This window comes from Trinickia violacea (assembly GCF_005280735.1).
GTDB classification, from domain to species: domain Bacteria; phylum Pseudomonadota; class Gammaproteobacteria; order Burkholderiales; family Burkholderiaceae; genus Trinickia_A; species Trinickia_A violacea.
In genome coordinates, this window is sequence record NZ_CP040078.1 from 1,936,174 (window position 1) to 1,957,102 (window position 20,929).

Consider the following 20,929-nt stretch of genomic DNA (forward strand, 5'->3'; position numbering starts at 1 on the left):
TGAAATAATGCCATTTTATTTCATGAGCTGAAAATCCTATCATCGCTGCCAGCACTTTCCATCCTCCTCTACGGCAGCTTCCATGGTCACGACACACAATCTCGGCTTCCCGCGCATCGGCGCCAAACGCGAACTGAAATTCGCCCTCGAAAGCTACTGGAAAGGCGAGTGCTCGCGCGACGAACTCAAGGCACTGGGCGCGCAGCTGCGTCAGCGTCACTGGGAGAATCAGCAAGGTCTCGATCTGGCGCCCGTGGGCGACTTCGCGTTCTACGACCAGGTGCTCGACATGAGCTTCACGCTGGGGAATCTGCCGGAGCGTGTGCAGGGCTTCCACGGCGACGCGCTCGACAACGCCTTCCGTGTGGCGCGCGGCCGGTCGGCGCAGACCGCGGAAGACCATGGCGCGTGCTGCGGCGGCGTTGCGGCGGGCGAGATGACCAAATGGTTCGATACGAACTATCACTACATCGTGCCGGAGTTCACGGCGTCGACCGGCTTCACGCTGGACCCGTCGCGCCTCGTGACGCAACTGACCGAGGCCCGCAATCTCGGCGTGAACGCGAAGCCCGTGATCATTGGGCCGGTGACGTACCTGTGGCTCGGCAAGGCCAAGGACGAAACGGACCGCCTCGCGCTGCTGCCGAAGCTGCTGCCGGTCTATGGCGCGCTGCTCGACACGTTCGCGGCACAAGGCGTCGAGTGGGTGCAGATCGACGAACCGGCGCTCGTCACCGAGCTCGATCCCGCCTGGCAGCAAGCGTTCGTCACCGCATACGAGACGCTCGAGACGCGCCGCGTCAAGCTGCTGCTCGCGACGTACTTCGGCCAGTTGCAGGAGAATCTCGGGCTCGCATGCTCGCTGCCGGTCGACGGCTTGCATATCGACGCCATCAATGCGCGCGACGAAGTCGCGACGCTCGCCCGCGCGTTGCCGGCGGAGCGCGTGCTGTCGGTTGGCGCGATCAACGGCCGCAATATCTGGAAGACCGACCTGACCGCGACGCTCGACTGGCTCGAACCGCTTGCCAAGACGCTCGGCTCGCGGCTGTGGATTGCGCCATCGTGCTCGCTGCTGCACGTGCCGGTCGATCTGTCGAGCGAACAGAAGCTCGATGCCGAAATCCGTTCGTGGCTAGCGTTTGCGTTGCAGAAACTCGACGAGCTGAAGGTGCTCGCGTCCGCGCTCAATCAGGGCCGCGCATCGGTCGCCGCGGAGCTGGCCGCGAATGCGGCGGCGATCGCGTGCCGCCGTGCGTCGCCGCGTGTCCACAATCCGGCCGTCAAGGCGGCGCTCGCGCGCATCGACGCCGCGCTCGGCCAGCGCCAGAACCCGTATGCCGCCCGTGCGCCGAAGCAGTCCGCGCGGTTGAAGCTGCCGGCATTCCCGACCACCACGATTGGCTCGTTTCCGCAGACCGCCGAGATCCGTCACGCGCGCAGCCAGTTCAAGGCCGGCGCGCTCGACGAGGCCGGCTACCAGGTCGCGATGCAAGCCGAGATCGCCCGCAGCGTACGCGAGCAGGAAGCCCTGAGCCTAGACGTGCTGGTTCACGGCGAAGCCGAGCGCAATGACATGGTCGAGTATTTCGGCGAGCAACTCGATGGCTACGCCTTCAGCCAGTTCGGCTGGGTTCAGTCGTATGGCTCACGCTGCGTGAAGCCGCCCATCCTGTTCGGCGACATCAGCCGCCCAAAGGCAATGACGGTCGAGTGGATCCAGTACGCGCAGTCCCTCACCAGCAAGCCGATGAAGGGCATGCTGACCGGGCCCGTGACGATCCTGAACTGGTCGTTCGTGCGCGACGACCAGCCGCGTTCGGTGTCCTGCTATCAGCTTGCGCTCGCGATCCGCGAGGAAGTGCTGGACCTGGAGCGCGCCGGCATCCGCGTGATCCAGATCGACGAGGCCGCGCTGCGCGAAGGCCTGCCGCTGCGCCGGTCGCAATGGCAGACGTACCTGGATTGGGCGGTCGAGTCCTTCCGCATCACGGCCAACGGCGTGGGCGACGAGACGCAGATTCACACCCACATGTGCTACTCGGAGTTCAACGACATCATCGCGTCGATCGCCGACATGGACGCCGACGTCATCACGATCGAGACGTCACGCTCGGATATGGAGCTGCTCGACGCCTTCGACACCTTCAAGTATCCGAACGAGATCGGGCCGGGCGTGTACGACATCCACTCGCCGAACATTCCGAGCCAGGAGCACATCGTTGCGCTCATGAAGAAGGCGGCTGAGCGGATTCCGGCGGAGCGTCTGTGGGTGAACCCGGACTGCGGGTTGAAGACGCGTCAGTGGGCGGAAGTCATTCCGGCGCTGACGAATATGGTGTCTGCCGCGAAAACGCTGCGCAGGCAGGTGCAGTAACGGCGCGATCCGCCCGCCTGCCGCAGCAAGATCCGGTAAGCAGAGGTCAGATTCCCGGGATTCTCGATGTTTTGCCCAGCGTCTTTTCAGCGATCATTGCCTGGGCCCTAAGCTGGCAGCGCACATGGCCGAAGGGCAACTTGGTCAAGAAATAGCGAAGACTCATCGTGAATACTTGGTTTGCACGAACCGTGCTGCTGCCGGTCGCCATGCTGCTCGCCGCGCACGGCGGATATCAATTTCTGACGCCCGCGCCGTCGCGTGACGACGGCTTCGCGCTTGCGGCGGGCAGCCCGCGCATGGACGCCCGCGGGCAGGACGGCGGCCAATTCGATCTCGCCGTCGCCGGCGCGCCTCCGATCAAACCCGCTATAGCAGTCAAGCCGCGGATCGTCGATCTAAGTGCGCCGATCGTTCGCAATGTGCTGGCCGAAGCGTATTGGCCGTGTGCGTTTAGGCGAACCGCCGACGCGCGGCTGCCGGACGACGGTGGATTGAATGTTTCGATCGACGCTCGCGTGGCGGCGCTGATCCTCGTTGCGCCGCTGGCGCTGCTCGCGGTGTGCTTGTGGTCCCGCCGCACGCAGCGCGCATGGCGCTCGCTCGCGCGCACGATCCGCGAATCGCACGCTTGCGGTGCATGGGCGGGTTTCGAGGACGCGCCGCGCGACGTGCGCCGGGCCGCGCGCACGCTTCGCGACCTCATGTGCAGTCGAAAGCGTGCGCTGGAGGAACAGTCGGAGGCGATGTCGGCGTTCGCGCGTCACATCGACGAGCGGGTCTCGCGGCTTCGCACGCGCGCGCTGACCGTCGGCAAATGGCACCAGCGCGCCGCGTTCATCGAGGAAATCGAGGCGTTCACGGCTGTTGCGAATCAATTCGCCGGGGTCGCGGCGCCGCATGCCACACCTCACTCAACCGCTCATTCGACCCATACGCCGCTCGTGCCCGTCGATTGGTTTCTGCGCGATTGGTCGTTGCAGGGCGGCGCTGACGAGCCGTCGGTCGTGCTCCATCTCAAGGCCGGTCCGCACTTCATGCTGCCTCGCGCGGCGCTCGAGCGCATGATCGGCAACCTCGTCGGCAATGCCCTCGCGCACGGCGCGCCGCCGGTCGAGATCCGCACGACGGGCAGTCCGCGCGCCTGGACGCTCAGCGTGCGCGATCACGGCGAGGGCATCGAGGAGCGCGACTTTGCGGCGGTGCTTCAGCCGTCCGCACCGCGCGATGCGACAGGGGATCTCGGCGAGCACTGGGGGTTGGGGCTCTCGATCGTAGGACGGCTCGCCGAGAGCTGCGGCGCCAAGCTCAAGCTCGGCAATCATCCCGAGGGCGGGCTTTGGGTACGCATTATCGTGCCGGTCGCTTGATGGACGGGCGCCGTCCATAGCCCGGCAAAGCAGACATTATTTGCCCGCGTTGCCGCCCCACGTCTGCCCGTCGAACAGAACATCGACGCGCGTCTCCTCCGGAATCTCGACATCGCAGAGCGCCGCCGCTTCACGGTAAAGCGATGTCTGATTGATACCGGCGGCAATCGCCGCATCGCCCGCGCTGTCCCCATCGCGCAGCAAGTTCCAGCGACGGTATTGCGCGAGAAACCATTCACCGTCGGATAGCCGCGGATAGTTGACCTTGCCGCCATCGAAAAAGCTCATCGCGAGCGGCGGTTTCGCGAACTGCGCGCCTTCATAGATGCCGACGAGACGCGGCTCGATCACCTCGCGCGGCACGTTGAGCACCTCCGGCTTCGCGAGCCACGCGGAGATCTCCGAGCGATGCTCGCGCGTGTCGACCCAGCGGCACGCTTCGAGCATCGTCTGCACGAGCGCACGCGCCGTATTCGGATACAGCGACACGAAATCGCGCCGGCACGCGAGCACTTTCTCCGGATGACCGGGCCAGATGTCGCTCGTCGCAATCGCGGTTTTCCCGGCGCGCCGCGCTTCGGCGACCGCATGCCACGGTTCGCCGGCACAGAAGCCGTCGAGCTTGTCTTCCGCGAGCGCATCGACCATCTGCGGCGGCGGAATCACGACGCTTTGAATATCGCGCAGCGGATGCACGCCCTGAGCCGCGAGCCAATAGTAGAGCCACATCGCGTGCGTGCCGGTCGGAAACGTCTGAGCAAAGACGGGCACGCGGTTCAGCGACGCGAGCCCCGCTTTCAGGCTGCCATGCTCCTTCACGGCTTGCGTGAGCCGGTTCGAAAGCGTGATGCCTTGCCCGTTGCGATTGAGCACGAGCAGCACCGCCATATCGGCCTGCGGCCCGCCGATGCCGAGCTGCACGCCGTAGACGAGCCCATACAGCGCATGCGCGGCGTCGAGCTCGCCCGAGAGCAGCTTGTCGCGCACGGCAGCCCACGACGGCTGGCGGCACAGTTCGAGCGTGAGCCCATGGCTGTGGCCGAATTCGAGCACCTTGGCGGCGACGAGCGGCGCGACGTCGGAAAGCGCGACGAAGCCGAGGCGCAGGTGCGTCTTCTCGAGCTTGCCGTGAGTGTCTTCGGCCACATGCGAGGAGGAGGGTGTTGGCGTAGTCATATCGTGCGGTCAACCGAGAAGATCGGCCATCGAGACGAGCTGCCGCGCGACTTCGGCAACCTTGATGCCCTGGTCCATCGCGCGCTTGCGCAGCGTCGCATACGCTTCCTGCTCGGACATCTTGCGGCGGTCCATCAAGAGGCGTTTCGCGCGGTCGATCATCTTGCGGTCGGCCAGTTCACCTTCGACTTGGTGAAGACGCTGGCGCAGCTTCGCTTCGTGCGCGAAGCGCGCGAGCGCGACTTCGAGAATCGGCGCGAGCCGCTCGGCCGCGAGTCCCTCGACGAGATAGGCCGTCACGCCCGCGCCGACTGCCGCGTGGATCAGCTGCTGGTTCGCATCGCTGCTGAACATCAGCACGGGGCGCGGCGCCGTTTCGTTCATGACGGCGAGCTGTTCGAGCGTGTCGCGCGACGGCGATTCGGTATCGATGATGACGACGTCCGGCCGCTCGCTTTCGACGACTTTCGGCAGCGCCTGGGGCGTCGCCGCTTCGGGCAGCATGTCGTAGCCGAGGCGAGCGAGCGCCTCGCGCAAATCGCCGATGGGTTTGTCGGTGTCGGTGACGAGCAGCACGCGCAGCATGGGGGAGGGAAGGCTCGGCAGATCAGGTTCCAGTGTCTCGACGCCGCCGCGCGCAAGGCGGCTGGGCGTTCATGTGTTCAATATACGCAGGTTCGCGCGGTTCGCGTGAGCGCGGCGTGCGCGCGGCTGACGAGGCCCGGCGTCGGCGCACTCCGGCAAGGCGCTCGGCGGTGCGGCTATCTGCGCGGAATTGGGCTGAGTCGCGTCGGTCAGGCCGCATACGCGTACCCGTCGAGCGGGCGGCGCGGGGCCGCGTTGGCATCGTCTTGCGCCGAGGCGCTCGATGCGTCGAGCGCAAACCCCTCGGCCGCGCCGATCGCGTCGCCGATCAGAATCACCGCCGGGCTGCCGAACCCGGCCGCAGCAACATCGTCAGCCAAGCTTCCGAGCCGGCTCAAAAGGCGCCGCTCGCTGGCCGATCCCGCCCATTGGACGACGGCGGCGGGCGTCGATGGCGCGAGCGTTTCTGCGAGGCGCGCACACACGTGTGCGATCCGGCTCATGCCCATGTAGATCGCGAGCGTCGTGCGCGTCGCGGCGAGCGCGGCCCAATCGGGCTCGCTGTCGTCCTGCAGATGCGCGGTGACGAACGTCACGCCTTGGCAATGCTCGCGATGCGTGAGCGACACGCCCAGCCCCGCCGCTGCCGCGAACCCCGACGAAATGCCGTTGACGATTTCGACTTCGATGCCCGCGCGGCGCAGGTCCGCGATTTCTTCGCCCGCGCGCCCGAACAGCAGCGCTTCGCCGCCTTTCGCGCGCACGACGTGAAGCCCTTTGGCCGCATAGCGCCGCATGAGCCGCTGAATGAACGCTTGCGGCGTCGACTTGCAGCCGCCGCGCTTGCCGACGCGGATCACGCGCGCGTTCGGCGCGAGCGTCGCGAGCTGCGCGTTCGCAAGATCGTCGAGCAAGAGGACGTCGGCGCGTTCGAGCGCTTTGGCCGCGCGGATCGTCAGCAGATCCAGGTCGCCGGGGCCGGCGCTCAACAGGGTGACTTTGCCACTGACCATCGTCATGTCCTTTACATCAGTGCGCCGCGGCCGGCACGGCGTCGTAGAGGCGCCGGATTTCCGGCACGCACGAGCCGCAGACGCTGCCGCAGCCGAGTGTCGATTTCAGTTCGGCGAGGTCCGCGCCCGCCGCGATCGCCTCCGCGATCTGCGATTGCGTGACTTGCTTGCAGTTGCAGATCACGCGGTCGCGCGGCGCGCGCTTGCCTTCGACGAACACGGCATGGCGTGGCCCGCTCCACGGGGCCGCTTCGCGGATGCGGTCGATCAGCGCGGCCGCGCCGGTCGTGCCGCTTGTACCCTTCGCGCCGCCTGCGAGCATGAAGCCGTCGATCATGTTCTCGTGCCACGCGACGCGTTTTTCGTGGCCGCGCCGCGCGTCGCGGTATTCGAGCAGGTCCTCGCCGCGCGGCAGGCCGAGCGCGTCGTGAAGACGATCGAGCCATTCGGCGGGCGCGCGGACGTCGGCGGCCGAGACGATCAGCATCTCGCCGCCGTTCTCGTCGGCTTCGATCCGCACCGACGCGTAGCGCCGCTCGCGCAACAGCGGCTGCACGGCGGCGTGCAGCGCAAGCACGTCGCTGCCACCGTCGCCGCCCCGTTTAGCGGCGACGAGACGCCACGGCAGGTCCGCTGCTTGCACGCGCACTGCCGCGTGCTTCAGTTCGGGCTGCGCGGAATGCGGGTCGACGGCGGGCACGGTCGTCTCGTTGATGCCGCCGCTGTTGAGGAACTGCCCGTTCCAGTGCATCGGCGCGAACACGGTGCCCGAGGCGACGTCGTCCGAGATTTGCACCGGCAGCACGAGCGAGCCGCGGCGGCTCGCGATGGTGAGGAGGTCGCCGTCCTTGAAACCGCGCCGCGTGGCGTCCGCGCGATGCATCGTGAGCGCGGGCTCCGGCGCGTGCGCGAACAGCGCGCCTACCCGGCCGGTGCGGCTCATGCCGTGCCATTGGTCGCGCAGGCGTCCGGTGACGAGGCGGAACGGATAGCGTGCATCGACGGGCTCGGCGACCGGCAGATAGCGCGTCGCATGAAAGCGCGCGCGGCCGTCGGCGGTGGCGAAGACGCCGTCGGTATAGCGGCGCGCCTGGCCTTGCACCGCATCGGCCGCGAACGGCCATTGCTGCGGGCCATCGGTTTCGAGCTTCGCGTACGACAACCCGCCGATATCCAGATCGCGTCCTGCGGTGAGTCTGCGGTGTTCGTCGAAGACGGCTTGCGGCGTGTCGAAGCCAAACAAGGTTGGCGTCTGCGATGACAGCTTCGCTTCGATGCGTCGCGCGACTTCGTTGACGATCCACCAATCGGGCTTCGCTTCGCCGGGCGCATCGACGGCCGCTTGCACGCGCGAGATGCGCCGCTCCGAATTCGTGACGGTGCCCGATTTTTCGCCCCAGCTCGCAGCGGGCAGCAGCACGTCCGCGTAGGGAACGGTATCGGTCTGCGCGAACGCTTCCTGCACGACGACGAACTCGGCGGTCGCCAACGCTTCGCGCACGCGCACGATGTCGGGCATCGAATGCACGGGGTTCGTGCACGCGATCCAGATCGCCTTGATCTTGCCGCTGCGCACGGCATCGAACATCTCGACGGCGGGCAGTCCGGGCCGATCCGACAATCCTTCCACGCCCCACAGCGCTTCCACTTCCGCACGGTGCCCGGCATTGCCGATATCGCGATGCGCGGCGAGCATCGTCGCCATGCCGCCGACTTCGCGTCCGCCCATCGCGTTGGGCTGCCCCGTCAGCGAGAACGGCCCCGCGCCGGGACGGCCGACCTGGCCCGTCGCGAGATGCAGGTTGATGAGCGCGAGGTTCTTGTCGGTGCCGTGGCTCGATTGATTGAGACCCATGCAATAGAGCGAGAGCGCCGCCGGGCTCGCGCCGAACCATTCGGCCGCCTGCAGCAGCGCACGCTCTTCGATCCCGCAGATCTCGGCCGCCATGCGCGGCGTGTATTCGCGCACGAGCGCCTTCAGCGCATCGAAGCCCTCGGTGTGCGCGTCGATGTACGCGCGATCGAGCATGCCTTCCCAGATGAGGTGATGCAGCATGCCGTTGAACAGCGCGACGTCGGTGCCGGGCTGGATCGCGAGATGCAAGTCGGCCATCGCGGCCATGTCGGTGCGGCGCGGATCGACGACGATCCAGCGGATGTCCGGATGCTTCGCCTTCGCTTCTTCGAGCCGCCTGAACAGCACCGGATGCGCGTACGCCATGTTGCTGCCCGCGAACAGCACGGTCTGCGCGAGTTCGAGGTCTTCGTAGCAGGTGGGCGGGCCGTCCGCGCCGAACGCCTTCTTGTACGCCGTGACCGCGCTCGACATGCACAGCCGCGAGTTGGTATCGATGTTGTTGGTTTTGACGAGCCCCTTCGCGAGCTTGTTGAAGACGTAGTAGTCCTCGGTCAGCAGTTGGCCCGAGACGTAGAACGCGACCGCATCGGGGCCGTGGCGTTCGATGACCTGCGCGAAACGCTCGGCGACGAGATCGAGCGCGCTCGACCAGTCGGCGGGCTCGCGCTTGGCGTCGCGCGTCGCGCGCACTTCGGGGCGCAGCAGGCGGCCCGTCACGCTTTGCACCGTCAGCGGCAGCGAGCGGCCCTTCGTGCACAGCCGGCCGTAGTTCGCCGGGTGCTCCGGATCGCCTTGAATGCCGGTGATGCGGCCGTCCTCGGCTTCGACGAGCACGCCACAGCCCACGCCGCAATAGCAACAGGTGGAACGGGTGACGGTTTTCATGGCGTTGGCGTTCGTGGCGGTTGAGGACGATTCAATCGGCGAGTCAATCGACGGTTCAATCGATTCGAGCGGATCAACCGGTTCAAGCGAGGCAGACGAATACTGCATCGCCTTCCACCTTCACCGGAAAGCGCCGTGCGCAGCCTTCATCCGGGGCGCGCGCCTCGCCGCTGGCGAGTTCGATATTCCACGCGTGCAGCGGACACGTCACGGCCTCGCCGTGCACGATGCCTTGCGAGAGCGCACCGCCTTTGTGCGGGCAGTGGTCGAGCAGCGCGAACACCTTGTCCGTCGCCGTGCGGAAGATCGCGACGTTGCCATGCTCGCGCTCGAGCACGCGGCTGCCGAGGCGCGGAATGTCGGACACGTTGCAGACGTGCGTCCAGGTCGAAGGGAATTGCATATCCATGTTCCGTTCCTTGAATCCTTAAGCGACGACCTTGATCGGGATGTACTCGTGCTTCTGCGCACCGCCCACGCGGGCTTCCCACGGATCGGGCAGTCCCTCGAGCGAGTACAGCAGGCGTTCATACAGCGCCTTGCGGTTCGCGGTATCGTCGACGATCTTCTTCTTCACATAGTCGAGCCCGACGCGCGCGATGTAGTGCACGGTGCGGTCGAGGTAGTGCGCTTCCTCGCGATAGAGCTGCAGGAATGCGCCGCTGTATTCCATCACTTCGTCGGAGGTCTTCACCTTGACGAGGAACTGTGCGACTTCGGTCTTGATGCCGCCGTTGCCGCCGACATACAACTCCCAGCCGCTGTCGACTGCGATCACGCCGACGTCCTTGATGCCGGCCTCCGCGCAATTGCGCGGGCAGCCGGACACGGCGAGCTTCACCTTATGCGGCGACCACATGTTGGCGAGCATCGTTTCCAGATCGATGCCCATTTGCGTGCTGTTCTGTGTGCCGAAGCGGCAGAACTCGCTGCCCACGCAGGTTTTCACGGTGCGGATCGATTTGCCGTACGCGTGGCCCGACTTCATGCCGAGGTCCTTCCACACGTTGACGAGGTCTTCCTTCTTCACGCCGAGCAAGTCGATGCGCTGGCCGCCCGTGACCTTGACCATCGGGATGTGGTACTTGTCGGCGACGTCCGCGATACGGCGCAATTCGTCGGGCGTCGTGACGCCGCCCTTCATCTGCGGCACCACCGAGAACGTGTTGTCCTTCTGGATGTTCGCGTGCACGCGTTCGTTGACGAAGCGGCTTTGCGGATCGTCGACGGCGTCGCGCGGCCAGGTCGAGATCAGGTAGTAGTTGATCGCGGGGCGGCAGGTCGCGCAGCCGTTCGGCGTGCGCCATTCGAGGAAGTCGTAGACGGCCTGGTGCGAGAACAGCTTGTGCTCGCGGATCGCGCGGCGCACTTCGTCGTGGCTGCGGTCCGTGCAGCCGCAGATGGCTTTCGTCTTCGGCGTTTCCTGGAAGCTCGTGCCGACCGTGCTCATCAGGATCTGCTCGACGAGGCCCGAGCACGAGCCGCAGGAGCTCGCGGCCTTGGTGTGCTTCTTGACGTCGTCGAGCGTGAAGAGGCCCTTCTCGGTGATGGCCTTGACGATCGTGCCTTTGCACACGCCGTTGCAGCCGCAGACTTCGTCGCTGTCGGCCATCGCCGCGGCCTTGTCGTGGCCCGACACGCCCGCGTCGCCGATGCTCGATTCGCCGAACATGATGTGGTCGCGCAACTCGCCGAGCTTGCGGCCTTCGCGCAGCAGCTTGAAGTACCACGCGCCGTCGGCCGTGTCGCCGTAGAGGCAGGCGCCGACGAGCTGGTCGTCCTTGATCACGAGCTTCTTGTAGACGCCGCCCGACGGATCGGACAGCACGATCTCCTCCGTGCCCTCGCTGCCCAGAAAATCGCCTGCGGAGAAGAGGTCGATGCCGGTGACCTTGAGCTTCGTCGACAGCACCGAACCCTTGTAGCTGCCGATGCCCATCAGCGCGAGGTGATTCGCGCACACCTTGGCCTGCTCGAAGAGCGGCGCGACGAGGCCGTAGGCGACGCCGCGATGGCTCACGCATTCGCCGACCGCGTAGACGCGCGGGTCGTAGGTTTGCAGCGTGTCGTTGACGACGATGCCGCGGTTGCAATGCAGCCCCGCCGATTCGGCGAGCGTCGTGTTCGGGCGGATGCCGGCGGCCATCACGACGAGGTCGGCGGGGATCTCGCTGCCGTCCTTGAAGCGCACGCCCGTCACGTCGCCCGCATCGTTGCCGATGATTTCCGTGGTCGCCTTCGAGAGCAGGAACGCAAGCCCGCGTTCTTCGAGCGAGCGCTGCAGCAGCTTGCCCGCGGTCGCGTCGAGCTGGCGCTCGAGCAGCGTGTCGGCGAGGTGCACGACGGTCACGTCCATGCCGCGCAGCTTCAGGCCGTTTGCGGCTTCGAGGCCCAGCAGGCCGCCGCCGATCACGACCGCGTGCTTCTTGACCTTCGCGGCCTCGATCATCGCTTCCGTATCGTAGATGTCGCGATAGGTGATCACGCCTTTGAGCGTGTTGCCCGGCACCGGCAGGATGAACGGCGACGAGCCGGTCGCGATCAGCAGGCGGTCGTAGGGGGCCTCGACGCCGTCGCCGGTGGCGACGACGCGCTTCTTGCGGTCGATCTTCGTGATCGTCTTGCCGAGGTGCAGATGCACGCCGTTTTCCTCGTACCACGCGAGCGGATTGAGGACGATGTCGTCGAACTTCTGCTCGCCGGCGAGCACCGGCGAGAGCAGGATGCGGTTGTAGTTCGGATGCGGCTCGGCGCCGAACACGGTGATGTCGTAGTGATCGGGAGCGAGCGCGAGCAGCTCTTCGATCGTGCGGATGCCGGCCATGCCATTGCCGATGACGACGAGACGGGGCTTGTTCATGATTTCTGTTCCTACAAGGTCGATGCTGGTGCGATTCGATTCGGGGCTATTCAGTGCGTTGCGCTTAAAGCTCGCTCATACGCGAGCCGTCGCGCCAGTCCACGACGCGCGCCAGCGGCGCTTGACGTTGGAAAGGCCGAGCCAGCCGAGCGCTACGAGGCATGCGAAGAGCCACAGTCCGGCGGAGTAGAAGCCGGTGGCCTGCTTGATTGCGCCGAGGCTTGCGGCCAGCGCGAAGCCGCCGACGCCGCCCGCCATGCCGACCAAGCCGGTCATCACGCCGATGTCCTTTGCGAAGCGCTGCGGCACGAGCTGGAACACCGCGCCGTTGCCCATGCCGAGGCACAGCATCGCGACGATGAAGAGCGCGAGCGACACGGCGGGTGCGCCCGCACTGAAACCTGAGGTGCCGATCAGCGCAGCCACGGCGCCATACACGGTCAAGAGCGAACGCGTGCCGCCGATGCGGTCGGCGAGCAGCCCGCCGAACGGACGCATCACCGAGCCCGCGAACACGCACGCGGCGGTCGCATAGCCGGCGGTCTTCGGATCGAACGCGAATTGATCGTGGAAGTAGCCTGGCAGCGAGCTCGCGAAGCCCGAGAAGCCGCCGAACGTGAGCGCGTAGAAGAACATGAACCACCACGCATCGCGGTTCGCGAGCATGCGGGCGTAGTCGCGCAGATGCTTGTGCTGCGACGGAACCGGCGCGTCCTTCGCGCAGAAGACATAGATGACGAGTGCGCCGGCGAGGGGAAGGCAGGCGATGCCGAACACGTTTTGCCAGCCGAGCGCGACGGCGAGCGCGGGCGCGAACAGCGCGGCGAGCACGGTGCCCGAGTTGCCCGCGCCGGCGATGCCCATCGCAGTGCCTTGATGCTGCGGCGGATACCAGCGCGACGCGAGCGGCAGCGCAACGGCGAAGGACGCGCCGGCGACGCCCAGGAGTGCGCCGAACACGAGCGCCTGCGCCATGCTGTGAATGCCGACGCGCCAAGCGCCGAACAGCGCCGCGATCACGACGATCTGGCCCAGCAGGCCAGCACGCTTCGCGCCGATGCGATCGGCGAGCATGCCCATCGGCAAGCGCAGCAGCGCGCCCGCGAGGATCGGCGTGGCGACCATCAGCGCGCGCTGCTGAGTCGACAGTTCGAGCGTCTTCGCGATCTGGATCTGCAGCGGCCCGAGCAGATACCAGACCATGAAGCTCAGGTCGAAATAGAGGAAGGCAGAAAAGAGCGTCGGGGTGTGTCCACTGCGCCAGAAGCTGCGGTCCATGTTGAGTTCCGTCGTCGTGCCGCGAAGGGAAGCGAAACCGTCGCGGCGAACGTCGATGCGCCATTGCTCGACCAAACAAAAACGGCGTCCGCCCGTGTCGATGCACGAGGGGACGCCGTTGTCCTGGTGGGCCGCGGATTGATCCGATGATGTCGCGCGTGCCCGGTGATCCATGTGACCCGGCGCCGTTGCCGGGTACGGGCAAGCATTACGCAACCTCCGTGCCAAGCTGCACCATCGCTGGAAAGCCAATGCTGGCGTGGCTTTGCGGCGATTGCACCAATTTGTGCTGTTGCACCGCAGCAGTGCGGCGCGCCGCCGTGCCGCACAGGATCGGCGCGGTGTGCATCGTCTTGGGGGGAGGGGCCCTGGGCGGGCTTTATGGGGTTTGGGGCTGTTTTGGGGCTGTTTGGGTTTGTCGTGCAACTTTGAATTCGCGGCGTTCCGTATAGTCCGTCCCTCCCCGGGACCGGGGTTACTTTTGTCCTTGCCAAAAGTAACCAAAAGCGCGTCCTCGCCGGACGGCCCGCCCGGAGGCACTCAACCCTGTTAGTACCGGTGTTCCGAGTGCAACCGTGGGAAACCGTTATCGCTCGCCTTTAGTCCCGTTTGCATGCGGCACAGAATTTCGTCCGTTCGCGTCAAATCAGCGATGCAGGTCAGGAAAGACCTGAAAGTGCTTGTCTTGCGGTGGGCCCATGCGCTTGGGCTCCCTTCCCATCGTAGGCAACGGGGGGCGCTGCCAAATCGGTAGCGTCGATTTATATCGTATCGGCGCAATTCTGTGCCGCGTACTGATGGGACGTGCGGCGAGCAATAACGGTTTCCCACGCTTGCGCGGAACATCGGCACTAACAGGGTTGAGTGCCTCCGGGCTAGGCCGTCCGCCCAGGACGCGCTTTTGGTTACTTTTGGCAAGGACAAATCTATGGTCAGCCTGACTTTTGCAAGCGAGGTGGTGTTGACGTAAATTGGACGTGCGCAAATCTATCCGGGGTCGCTGTGGAAACAGGTTTCCGCCCCATGATGAGAGCCGCACCGGGCAAACCTCAAAAGTGACTCAGCATGGGAACGCTGTTTTGTCTTTCAGGTTGCTTGCCCGGCCGTTGAGCCGTTTATGTCTTCACGTATCTCGCGTCGCAAAACCAGGAAGTGACTAGGGTAAAAGCTAACGCAAGCGGCGCAGAGTGTCAGGCTGCGGCTACAGCCTGAGCACCTTGGTAGTGCGTGCCTCTGGCGAGGATGGCCCAGGCGATCCTCGCCAACTTGTTCGCCAGCGCGCACGCCACCACGTTCGCATGCCGTCGGCTCAGCAGGCCGCGCACCCAGGCGCCCAAGCGATCGGTGCGCCGCTCGATGTGCTGCATGATGGCCTTCGCGCATTGCACCAACAGCCGCCTTATATTCTTGTCGCCGCGCTTGCTGATCCCCAGCAGCGTCGGCTTGCCGCCCGTGCTGTATTGGCGCGGCACCAGCCCGACGGACGCCGCGAACTGCCGGGCCGAAGCGAACTGCCGCGCGTCGCCCAATTCGCTCGCCAGCACGCTGGCCGTGATCGGCCCGATGCCCGGAATCTCCAGCAAACGCTGGCTGCGCTCATCCTCCCGCAGTTGCCGCATCAGATCGCCCTCGATCTCGCCAATTTGTGCATCGAGGTACTTGAAATGCGCCTGCAGACGCTCGAGCAGCGCGATCAGCCGCGGCGGCAGATCATGCGCGCCCAGCACGGCCGGCAGCCGGCGAATGACGGCCATCCCTGTGGGCAAACTCACGCCGAATTCCAGCAAAAAAGGCATGAATCTGATTGACCGTGCCGGTGCGATCGCGCACCAGCCCCTCGCGCACGCGGTGCAAGGCCGAGAGGGTTTGCTGCGCCTCGTTGCGCGCACTGACGAAGCGCATGCTCGGGCGCGAGGCCGCCTCGCAGATCGCCTGCGCATCGGCGAAATCGTTCTTGTTGCTCTGCAGGAATGGTTTGACGAACTGCGGGGAGATCAGCTTGGCCTGATGGCCCAGTGCCTCGACCCGCCGCGCCACCCAGTGCGCACCCGCACACGCTTCCATGACCACCGTACAGCTCGGAACATTGCCAAGCAGGGTGAACATCTGGCTGCGCGTGAGCTTCTTGCGCCACACCATGCGGCCCGAGGCCGACTGCGCGTGCAGGTGGAAGCAATGCTTGCCAAGATCGATTCCGATCAACGAGATGGGGTCCATGACGATCTCCCGAAAAGGAAGCAGCCCGATCAGCGTAAGCCGATCGGGCTGCTTCGGTCAGGCTGACCATCTCATTAGTGACCCCGGTCCCGGGGAGGGACGGACCATACGGAACGGCGCGAAATCAAAGTTGCACGCCAAGCGCTAACGAACCAAACCCAAACGATTCAAACACCGACGACGAGACTGTCAAAGTTCAATGCTAGAGTTTCGAGTTCCATCTGCATCAGGCTTGGCGGCCGGCCCATCAAGGCCGCCTCGCTGCGGACACGATTCGATCGAGCGGGAGCACACCGGTGAAGAAAGCAACAGACGCTATCCATCACGCGGCAGCCGAGGGCTACACGACGAGCGCCGCGAACTACGTGCGCGGCAGGCCCGGCTATCCGCCGGAAATCGCCGGCTGGCTGCGCGACGGCCTCGGGCTTCATGAAGGCCGGACGGTGGTCGATCTCGGCGCGGGGACCGGCAAGTTCACGCACGACCTCATCGAGTCGGGTGCCACAGTGATTGCCGTCGAGCCCGTTGCGGAAATGCTGGAGACGCTCTCTGCCGGGAATCCGCGAGCCTTGGCGCTGACGGGCACGGCCACGTCGATACCGCTGCCCGATGCGTCGGTCGATGCCGTGGTCTGCGCGCAGTCGTTCCATTGGTTCGCGACGGCCGAGGCGCTCGCGGAGATCCAGCGTGTGCTGAAGCCGGGCGGCAAGCTCGGTCTCGTCTGGAACATGCGCGATGCGCGCGTCGATTGGGTGGCGAAGCTCGATGCGATCGTCAACCGTGTCGAGGGCGATACGCCGCGCTACTACACGGGCGCGTGGCGCAATGTGTTTCCATATCCCGGTTTCGGGCCGCTCGACGAGCAGCACTTCAGTCACGGCCATACGGGCGCGCCCGAGGACGTGATCGTCACGCGCGTGCGCTCGACGAGCTTCATCGCCGCGCTGCCCGCCGACGAGCGCGCCAAGATCGACGGCGAGGTCTACGCGTTGATCGCGGCGGAGCCGTCGCTCAACGGCAAGGACGTCGTGACCGTTCCCTACGAAACGGCCGCGTTTTTCACAGTAAAGGAGTAGGTGTCATTCCATGAGTGGTCGATTCAATCCCGCGCTGACCGCGCTTCTTGCCGCCGCGCTCTTCGGCGCGACCACGCCGTTCGCGCGCGTGTTGCTTGGCTCGCTCTCGCCCTTTATGGTCGCGGGGCTGTTCTACGTGGGAAGCGGCGTCGGTCTTGCCGTGTGCTTGATCGTCAAGCGGACTTCCCGTGCGATAGTGTCTGCCTCCGAGCACCACCAGCACGAAGGCCGCATCGCCGCGTCCGAAGTGCCGTGGCTGCTCGGCGCGATCGTGGCGGGCGGCGTGGCAGGGCCCGCGCTCCTGATGCTCGGCCTCGCCACTACGCCGGCCGCAACGGCGTCGCTGCTGTTGAATCTCGAAGGCGTACTCACGGCCGTGATCGCGTGGGTGGTGTTTCGCGAGAACGTCGATCTGCAGGTGTTTCTCGGGATGGTCGCGATCGTCGCGGGCGGCGTGCTGCTGTCGTGGCACCCGGGCGCGGCGGGCGTGCCGCTCGGCGCGTTGCTGATTGCCGGCGCGTGCCTGTGCTGGGCGATCGACAACAACCTTACGCGCAAAGTCTCGACCAACGATGCCATGGTGATCGCGTGCTTGAAGGGGCTGATCGCGGGGCCGGTGAATCTGGCGATCGGGCTCGCGCTCGGCGCGCATTTCCCGTCGTTCGCGAAGACCGCTGCCGCGATGACGACGGGCTTCGCAGGCTATGGCGCGAGCCTCGTGCTGTTCGTCGTCGCGCTGCGCAATCTCGGCACGGCGCGCACGGGCGCTTACTTTTCGGTCGCGCCGCTGTTCGGCGTGGCGCTGTCGTTGCTGATCTGGCCGGAATGGCCGTCCGCGCTGTTCTGGGCCGCCGCCGCGCTAATGGCCGTGGGCGTCTGGCTCCACATCCGCGAGCGTCACGAACATGCGCACACGCACGAGCCGCTCGAACATACGCATCGGCATCGGCACGACGAACACCATCAGCACACGCACGACTTTCCCTACACGGGGGACGAGCCGCACTCCCATCCGCATGTGCATGCGCGTATCACGCACACGCATGCCCACTTTCCGGATATCCATCACCGGCATTCGCATTGAGGCGCGTCACGCGCGGCGGGGTTTGAGCGGGTCGCTCCAGTTCGCCGCGGCGTGGTCTTGCATGACCAGATGCCACAACTGTGTGACTTCGTTCACGACGTCCGCCTCGGCCGCACCCAGGTCCGCAATCGGATAAGGCACGTGCGCGGACGCGGGGGCGTGGCCCGACAAGCCTCGCGCGATCTCCTCGCTCGAAGCCGCGATCCAATCCCCCAGCGCCTGGCTCGAAGCGGACGTTTGCCGCGACATGCGCAGGCGGGTCGACGTTCCGGCGATGCGCCTCAGCACCTCGAGCGTGGCCTTCGCGTTGCGCAAACCGTCGGTGCGGCGCAGCGGCTCGAGCCGCGCGAGCTTCAGCAGATCCTCGGCCTTGTTGCTCGCGAGACCGGCGCTTCGGCGCGCCGCCTCGCACGCGGCGAACGTGGCCGGCGTTTCGTGCAAGGCGGCGATCAGATAGGCGAGGTTGTTGCGAACGGCATCCGCCACGGCGCTCTTGAGATCGCCGGTATCGCGCTTCGGCCACAGCAAATAGGTGACCAGCAGCGCAAACAGGCATCCCAGCACATTGTTCTCGAGCCGGGCGACGGCGTAGCCGAGTTCGCTGGCGGGCGCGGCGAAATCGGCGACCAGCACGAACGACGGCGTGAGAAAGAGCGCATAAAGGCCGTAGCTGACTCGCCGTAGCGACACGGTCAGGCAGACGAGCGGGAACACGACCAGCGAGATCGCGAGTGGCGTCTGCACGAGCAAGCCGATCGCGGCGGCCAGTGCCGCGCCGGCCGCGCTTCCCGCCGCTCGCTCGAGCCCGCGCATCCAGGTGTTGCCGTTCGACGGCTGGAGCACGACGAGCGTGGCCATCGTCGCCCAATAGCCGCTCGGCATGTGCAGCAGCTTGACCGCCGCATAGGCCGCCGTGGTGGCAACCGCGAGCCGCACGGCGTGCCGGACGCCGAGCGACTCGAACGACGCGTTCTGCTTGAGGCGCTCCCAGTTGGCGAGCAGCGTGTGGCGCAGCGCAATCGGCCACGGTTCCTCGTACCGTACGGTGCCGCCGCTGCCCTGATCGGCCGGCATGGGCGGCAGCGACAGGTTCTGCTCGGCCGGCGTGGCCAGTTTTCTCGACAAGGCAGGCAGGCGTTGCCGCAGCGATACCGGATAGTCGGCCGACGGCACTTCGAATCGCTCACCCATGCGATACAGCACGCCGCCCATCGCCAACAGGCAGCGTGCGGCGCGCGTGCGGCGAAGCGGCCCGTAGTGCGCGTATTCGGCGGCGTTCGAAATCGCGATCAAGTAGCCGAACACGCTTTCCGCGTCGGCTGCCGCAAACGAGAGGTTTTGGTAAGCCTTTGCCCCATCGATTCTTGCCTGAGGCATGCTGAGCAGCGACCGGTAGGCCGCTTCGATCGCGGCGCGTGCCTGCGCGCGCACCTCGGTCGCGTGCCGGGCCCAATCGCCGGCATCGGCATGGCTTGCCTCGATCAACCGGGCGCAGTCTCGCGCGAGCTCCGAGAGCCGCGCATACGCGAGACGCAGCGCGTAGCGGCTGGGGGCGAAAGGGTGAATGCGCCAGACGGTGAAGCTCAGGAGGGTCGCGAATACACAGCCGCTGAAATAGATCGTCAGCAACGGAGCGGCGGCAGCGAGATCGTGTTGCGGCTTGTCCACCAGCACGATGCAGGCCACGGCCGCGAGCAGCGCCACCTGATACGCGGCCGAGGAAAAGATCGTCGTCAAGCCGGCCAGCGCCGAGAACGCGAACACGGCGGCGACCGCGTACGGTATCCCGGCGCCCGAGGCGAACGCGGTGATGCCGCCGCACAGTGTCGACAGGAGCGCGAAGCCGCCCATCGATGCGAGGCGCCGGCGTGGCGATTCCGCGGCGTCGGCGAGGCAGGTCCAGAACGCGCCGATCGCGGCCCACGCGAACAACGGATTGTTCAGCCACTTGCCGAGCAGCAGCATCGCGGTCGCGGCGAACGCGGCGCGCAATCCTTCCGACAGACTCGCTTCTTCAATCGAGAAATAGACGAGCCATGACGGCCGCAGGCGGGACCAGGCTTGCACCATTGCGTTTATCGCCGGGTGGCGTCTGGGCAAGCTTGACATGGAGGGTCTGTCTGAAGGAGTGGACGCGAGCGGCGAGAGGCAATGATGGTAATGAGAGGGAATTGAGTCGTAAAGCGCGAATTAAAGAAGGGCATACGCGCCTACGTCAGCAGGTAGCCGGGGCCCGGCGCGGCTTCGGCGGGCACGTCCTTGCCGCACAGCTCGAGCAGCGACCGCTCGATGTTGCGCGTCATCGCATCGAGCGCGAGATGATGCGGGGCGGTGCCGAACGGTTCGGCGATTTCGCTTGCAATCGCTTCGAGGGCGATCAGCGTGTACGACATGAATACGGCGATGATCGGTGTCGCCACGCCGATCGAATCGACGAGCCCGAATGGCAGCAGCACGCAATAGAGGTAGACGGTCCGGTGCAGCATGACGCCGTAGGCGTAGGGGATCGGCGTCGATGCGATCCGCTCGCAGCCACCGACGGTCGTGGCGAGTTCGTTCAATTGCGCGTCGAACATCCAGAGCTGGGTGCCGGAGATCGCGCCGCGCCGCTCGAGTTCGGCGAGCTTTTGCCTGAGATCGTTGAGGATCGCAATGGGGCGAAAGTGCAGCGGCGCCAGTCGACGCGCCGGCTCGGCGCCCAAGTAGCGCGACAGGTCGTCAGTGGGGTCGGTCCCGCGCAATTGATGCTTGAGTGCGTAGACGAACGCGATCACGCCGTTCACGAATTCGATTCGTCCGCTTGACGTACCGTCTTGCGCAGCATCGGCTGGGAGATAGCAAAGGGCCTGCGACGCCAGCGTGCGCGTCGCATTGAGCACATGGCCCCAGATGCGCCGAGCTTCCCAATAGCGGTCGAAGCTCACGTTGTTCCGAAACGCGAGGAAGATCGACAGCGCCACGCCGCACAGCGCGAAAGGCGCGACGTCGAGCGGAATCTTTTCGCCGAACACGCGGCCGTGGGTGGCGACGGCCAGCACGCTCACGAGCGTCATGAGCGCGAGTTGCGGCAGGATCGAACGAAGCACCGAGCCGTTCCAGACGAACAGCATGCGGAACCAATGATGGGTGGGGCGGACGATCATCGCGATT

At 65.9% G+C, this 20,929-nt stretch carries 13 protein-coding genes and 1 pseudogene; 4 read left to right on the forward strand and 10 right to left on the reverse strand.

Annotation, left to right across the window (positions count from 1 at the left end):
* Positions 1 to 82: 82 nt before the first annotated feature.
* Positions 83 to 2,377, forward strand: a complete 2,295-nt coding sequence (gene metE, locus FAZ95_RS30850) for a 5-methyltetrahydropteroyltriglutamate--homocysteine S-methyltransferase (protein WP_137336217.1) — start codon at positions 83 to 85, stop codon at positions 2,375 to 2,377.
* Positions 2,378 to 2,544: 167 nt separating this feature from the next.
* The gene (locus tag FAZ95_RS30855; protein WP_137336218.1) at positions 2,545 to 3,747 is read left to right on the forward strand and encodes a sensor histidine kinase; all 1,203 of its coding nucleotides are present in this window, start codon (positions 2,545 to 2,547) and stop codon (positions 3,745 to 3,747) included.
* Positions 3,748 to 3,783: 36 nt separating this feature from the next.
* Here FAZ95_RS30855 and FAZ95_RS30860 read toward each other — a convergent pair whose 3' ends face one another.
* The 8 genes and pseudogenes from FAZ95_RS30860 to FAZ95_RS30895 all read right to left on the reverse strand — a co-directional run bounded on the left by FAZ95_RS30860 (position 3,784) and on the right by FAZ95_RS30895 (position 15,619).
* Positions 3,784 to 4,923 (reverse strand): CmpA/NrtA family ABC transporter substrate-binding protein, encoded by a 1,140-nt coding sequence (locus FAZ95_RS30860; RefSeq protein ID WP_137336219.1) that lies wholly within the window; start codon positions 4,921 to 4,923, stop codon positions 3,784 to 3,786.
* Positions 4,924 to 4,932: 9 nt separating this feature from the next.
* Positions 4,933 to 5,508 (reverse strand): ANTAR domain-containing response regulator, encoded by a 576-nt coding sequence (locus FAZ95_RS30865; protein ID WP_137336220.1) that lies wholly within the window; start codon positions 5,506 to 5,508, stop codon positions 4,933 to 4,935.
* 209 nt (positions 5,509 to 5,717) lie between these two features.
* Positions 5,718 to 6,527 (reverse strand): uroporphyrinogen-III C-methyltransferase, encoded by an 810-nt coding sequence (gene cobA, locus FAZ95_RS30870; RefSeq protein ID WP_137336221.1) that lies wholly within the window; start codon positions 6,525 to 6,527, stop codon positions 5,718 to 5,720.
* A gap of 10 nt (positions 6,528 to 6,537) precedes the next feature.
* A complete protein-coding gene (locus FAZ95_RS30875; RefSeq protein WP_137336222.1) occupies positions 6,538 to 9,264 on the reverse strand; it encodes a nitrate reductase in 2,727 nt (908 codons plus the stop codon).
* Between the two features lie 82 nt (positions 9,265 to 9,346).
* On the reverse strand, positions 9,347 to 9,667 hold the full coding sequence (gene nirD, locus FAZ95_RS30880) for a nitrite reductase small subunit NirD (protein WP_137337685.1): 321 nt from the start codon (positions 9,665 to 9,667) through the stop codon (positions 9,347 to 9,349).
* Between the two features lie 24 nt (positions 9,668 to 9,691).
* Positions 9,692 to 12,124 carry a nitrite reductase large subunit NirB gene (gene nirB / locus FAZ95_RS30885; protein WP_137336223.1) on the reverse strand — a complete coding sequence of 811 codons (2,433 nt, stop codon included), beginning with the start codon at positions 12,122 to 12,124 and terminating at the stop codon, positions 9,692 to 9,694.
* Positions 12,125 to 12,199: 75 nt separating this feature from the next.
* On the reverse strand, positions 12,200 to 13,576 hold the full coding sequence (locus FAZ95_RS30890; RefSeq protein ID WP_254700008.1) for a nitrate/nitrite transporter: 1,377 nt from the start codon (positions 13,574 to 13,576) through the stop codon (positions 12,200 to 12,202).
* A gap of 1,016 nt (positions 13,577 to 14,592) precedes the next feature.
* Positions 14,593 to 15,619: pseudogene (locus tag FAZ95_RS30895) on the reverse strand (IS110 family RNA-guided transposase).
* 296 nt (positions 15,620 to 15,915) lie between these two features.
* On the opposite strand from FAZ95_RS30895, the gene FAZ95_RS30900 reads away from it, so the two are divergent.
* Both FAZ95_RS30900 and FAZ95_RS30905 read left to right on the forward strand, forming a co-directional pair.
* Positions 15,916 to 16,695: a class I SAM-dependent methyltransferase gene (locus tag FAZ95_RS30900; protein ID WP_137336224.1), complete on the forward strand. Its 780-nt coding sequence runs from the start codon at positions 15,916 to 15,918 to the stop codon at positions 16,693 to 16,695.
* Positions 16,696 to 16,705: 10 nt separating this feature from the next.
* Positions 16,706 to 17,779 (forward strand): DMT family transporter, encoded by a 1,074-nt coding sequence (locus tag FAZ95_RS30905; RefSeq protein ID WP_137336225.1) that lies wholly within the window; start codon positions 16,706 to 16,708, stop codon positions 17,777 to 17,779.
* A gap of 6 nt (positions 17,780 to 17,785) precedes the next feature.
* Here FAZ95_RS30905 and FAZ95_RS30910 read toward each other — a convergent pair whose 3' ends face one another.
* Positions 17,786 to 19,849, reverse strand: coding sequence for an FUSC family protein (locus FAZ95_RS30910; protein ID WP_175425810.1), 2,064 nt, complete (start codon positions 19,847 to 19,849; stop codon positions 17,786 to 17,788).
* A 140-nt stretch (positions 19,850 to 19,989) separates the two neighbouring features.
* The gene (locus FAZ95_RS30915; protein WP_137336227.1) at positions 19,990 to 20,922 is read right to left on the reverse strand and encodes a bestrophin family protein; all 933 of its coding nucleotides are present in this window, start codon (positions 20,920 to 20,922) and stop codon (positions 19,990 to 19,992) included.
* Between the last annotated feature and the right edge of the window lie 7 nt (positions 20,923 to 20,929).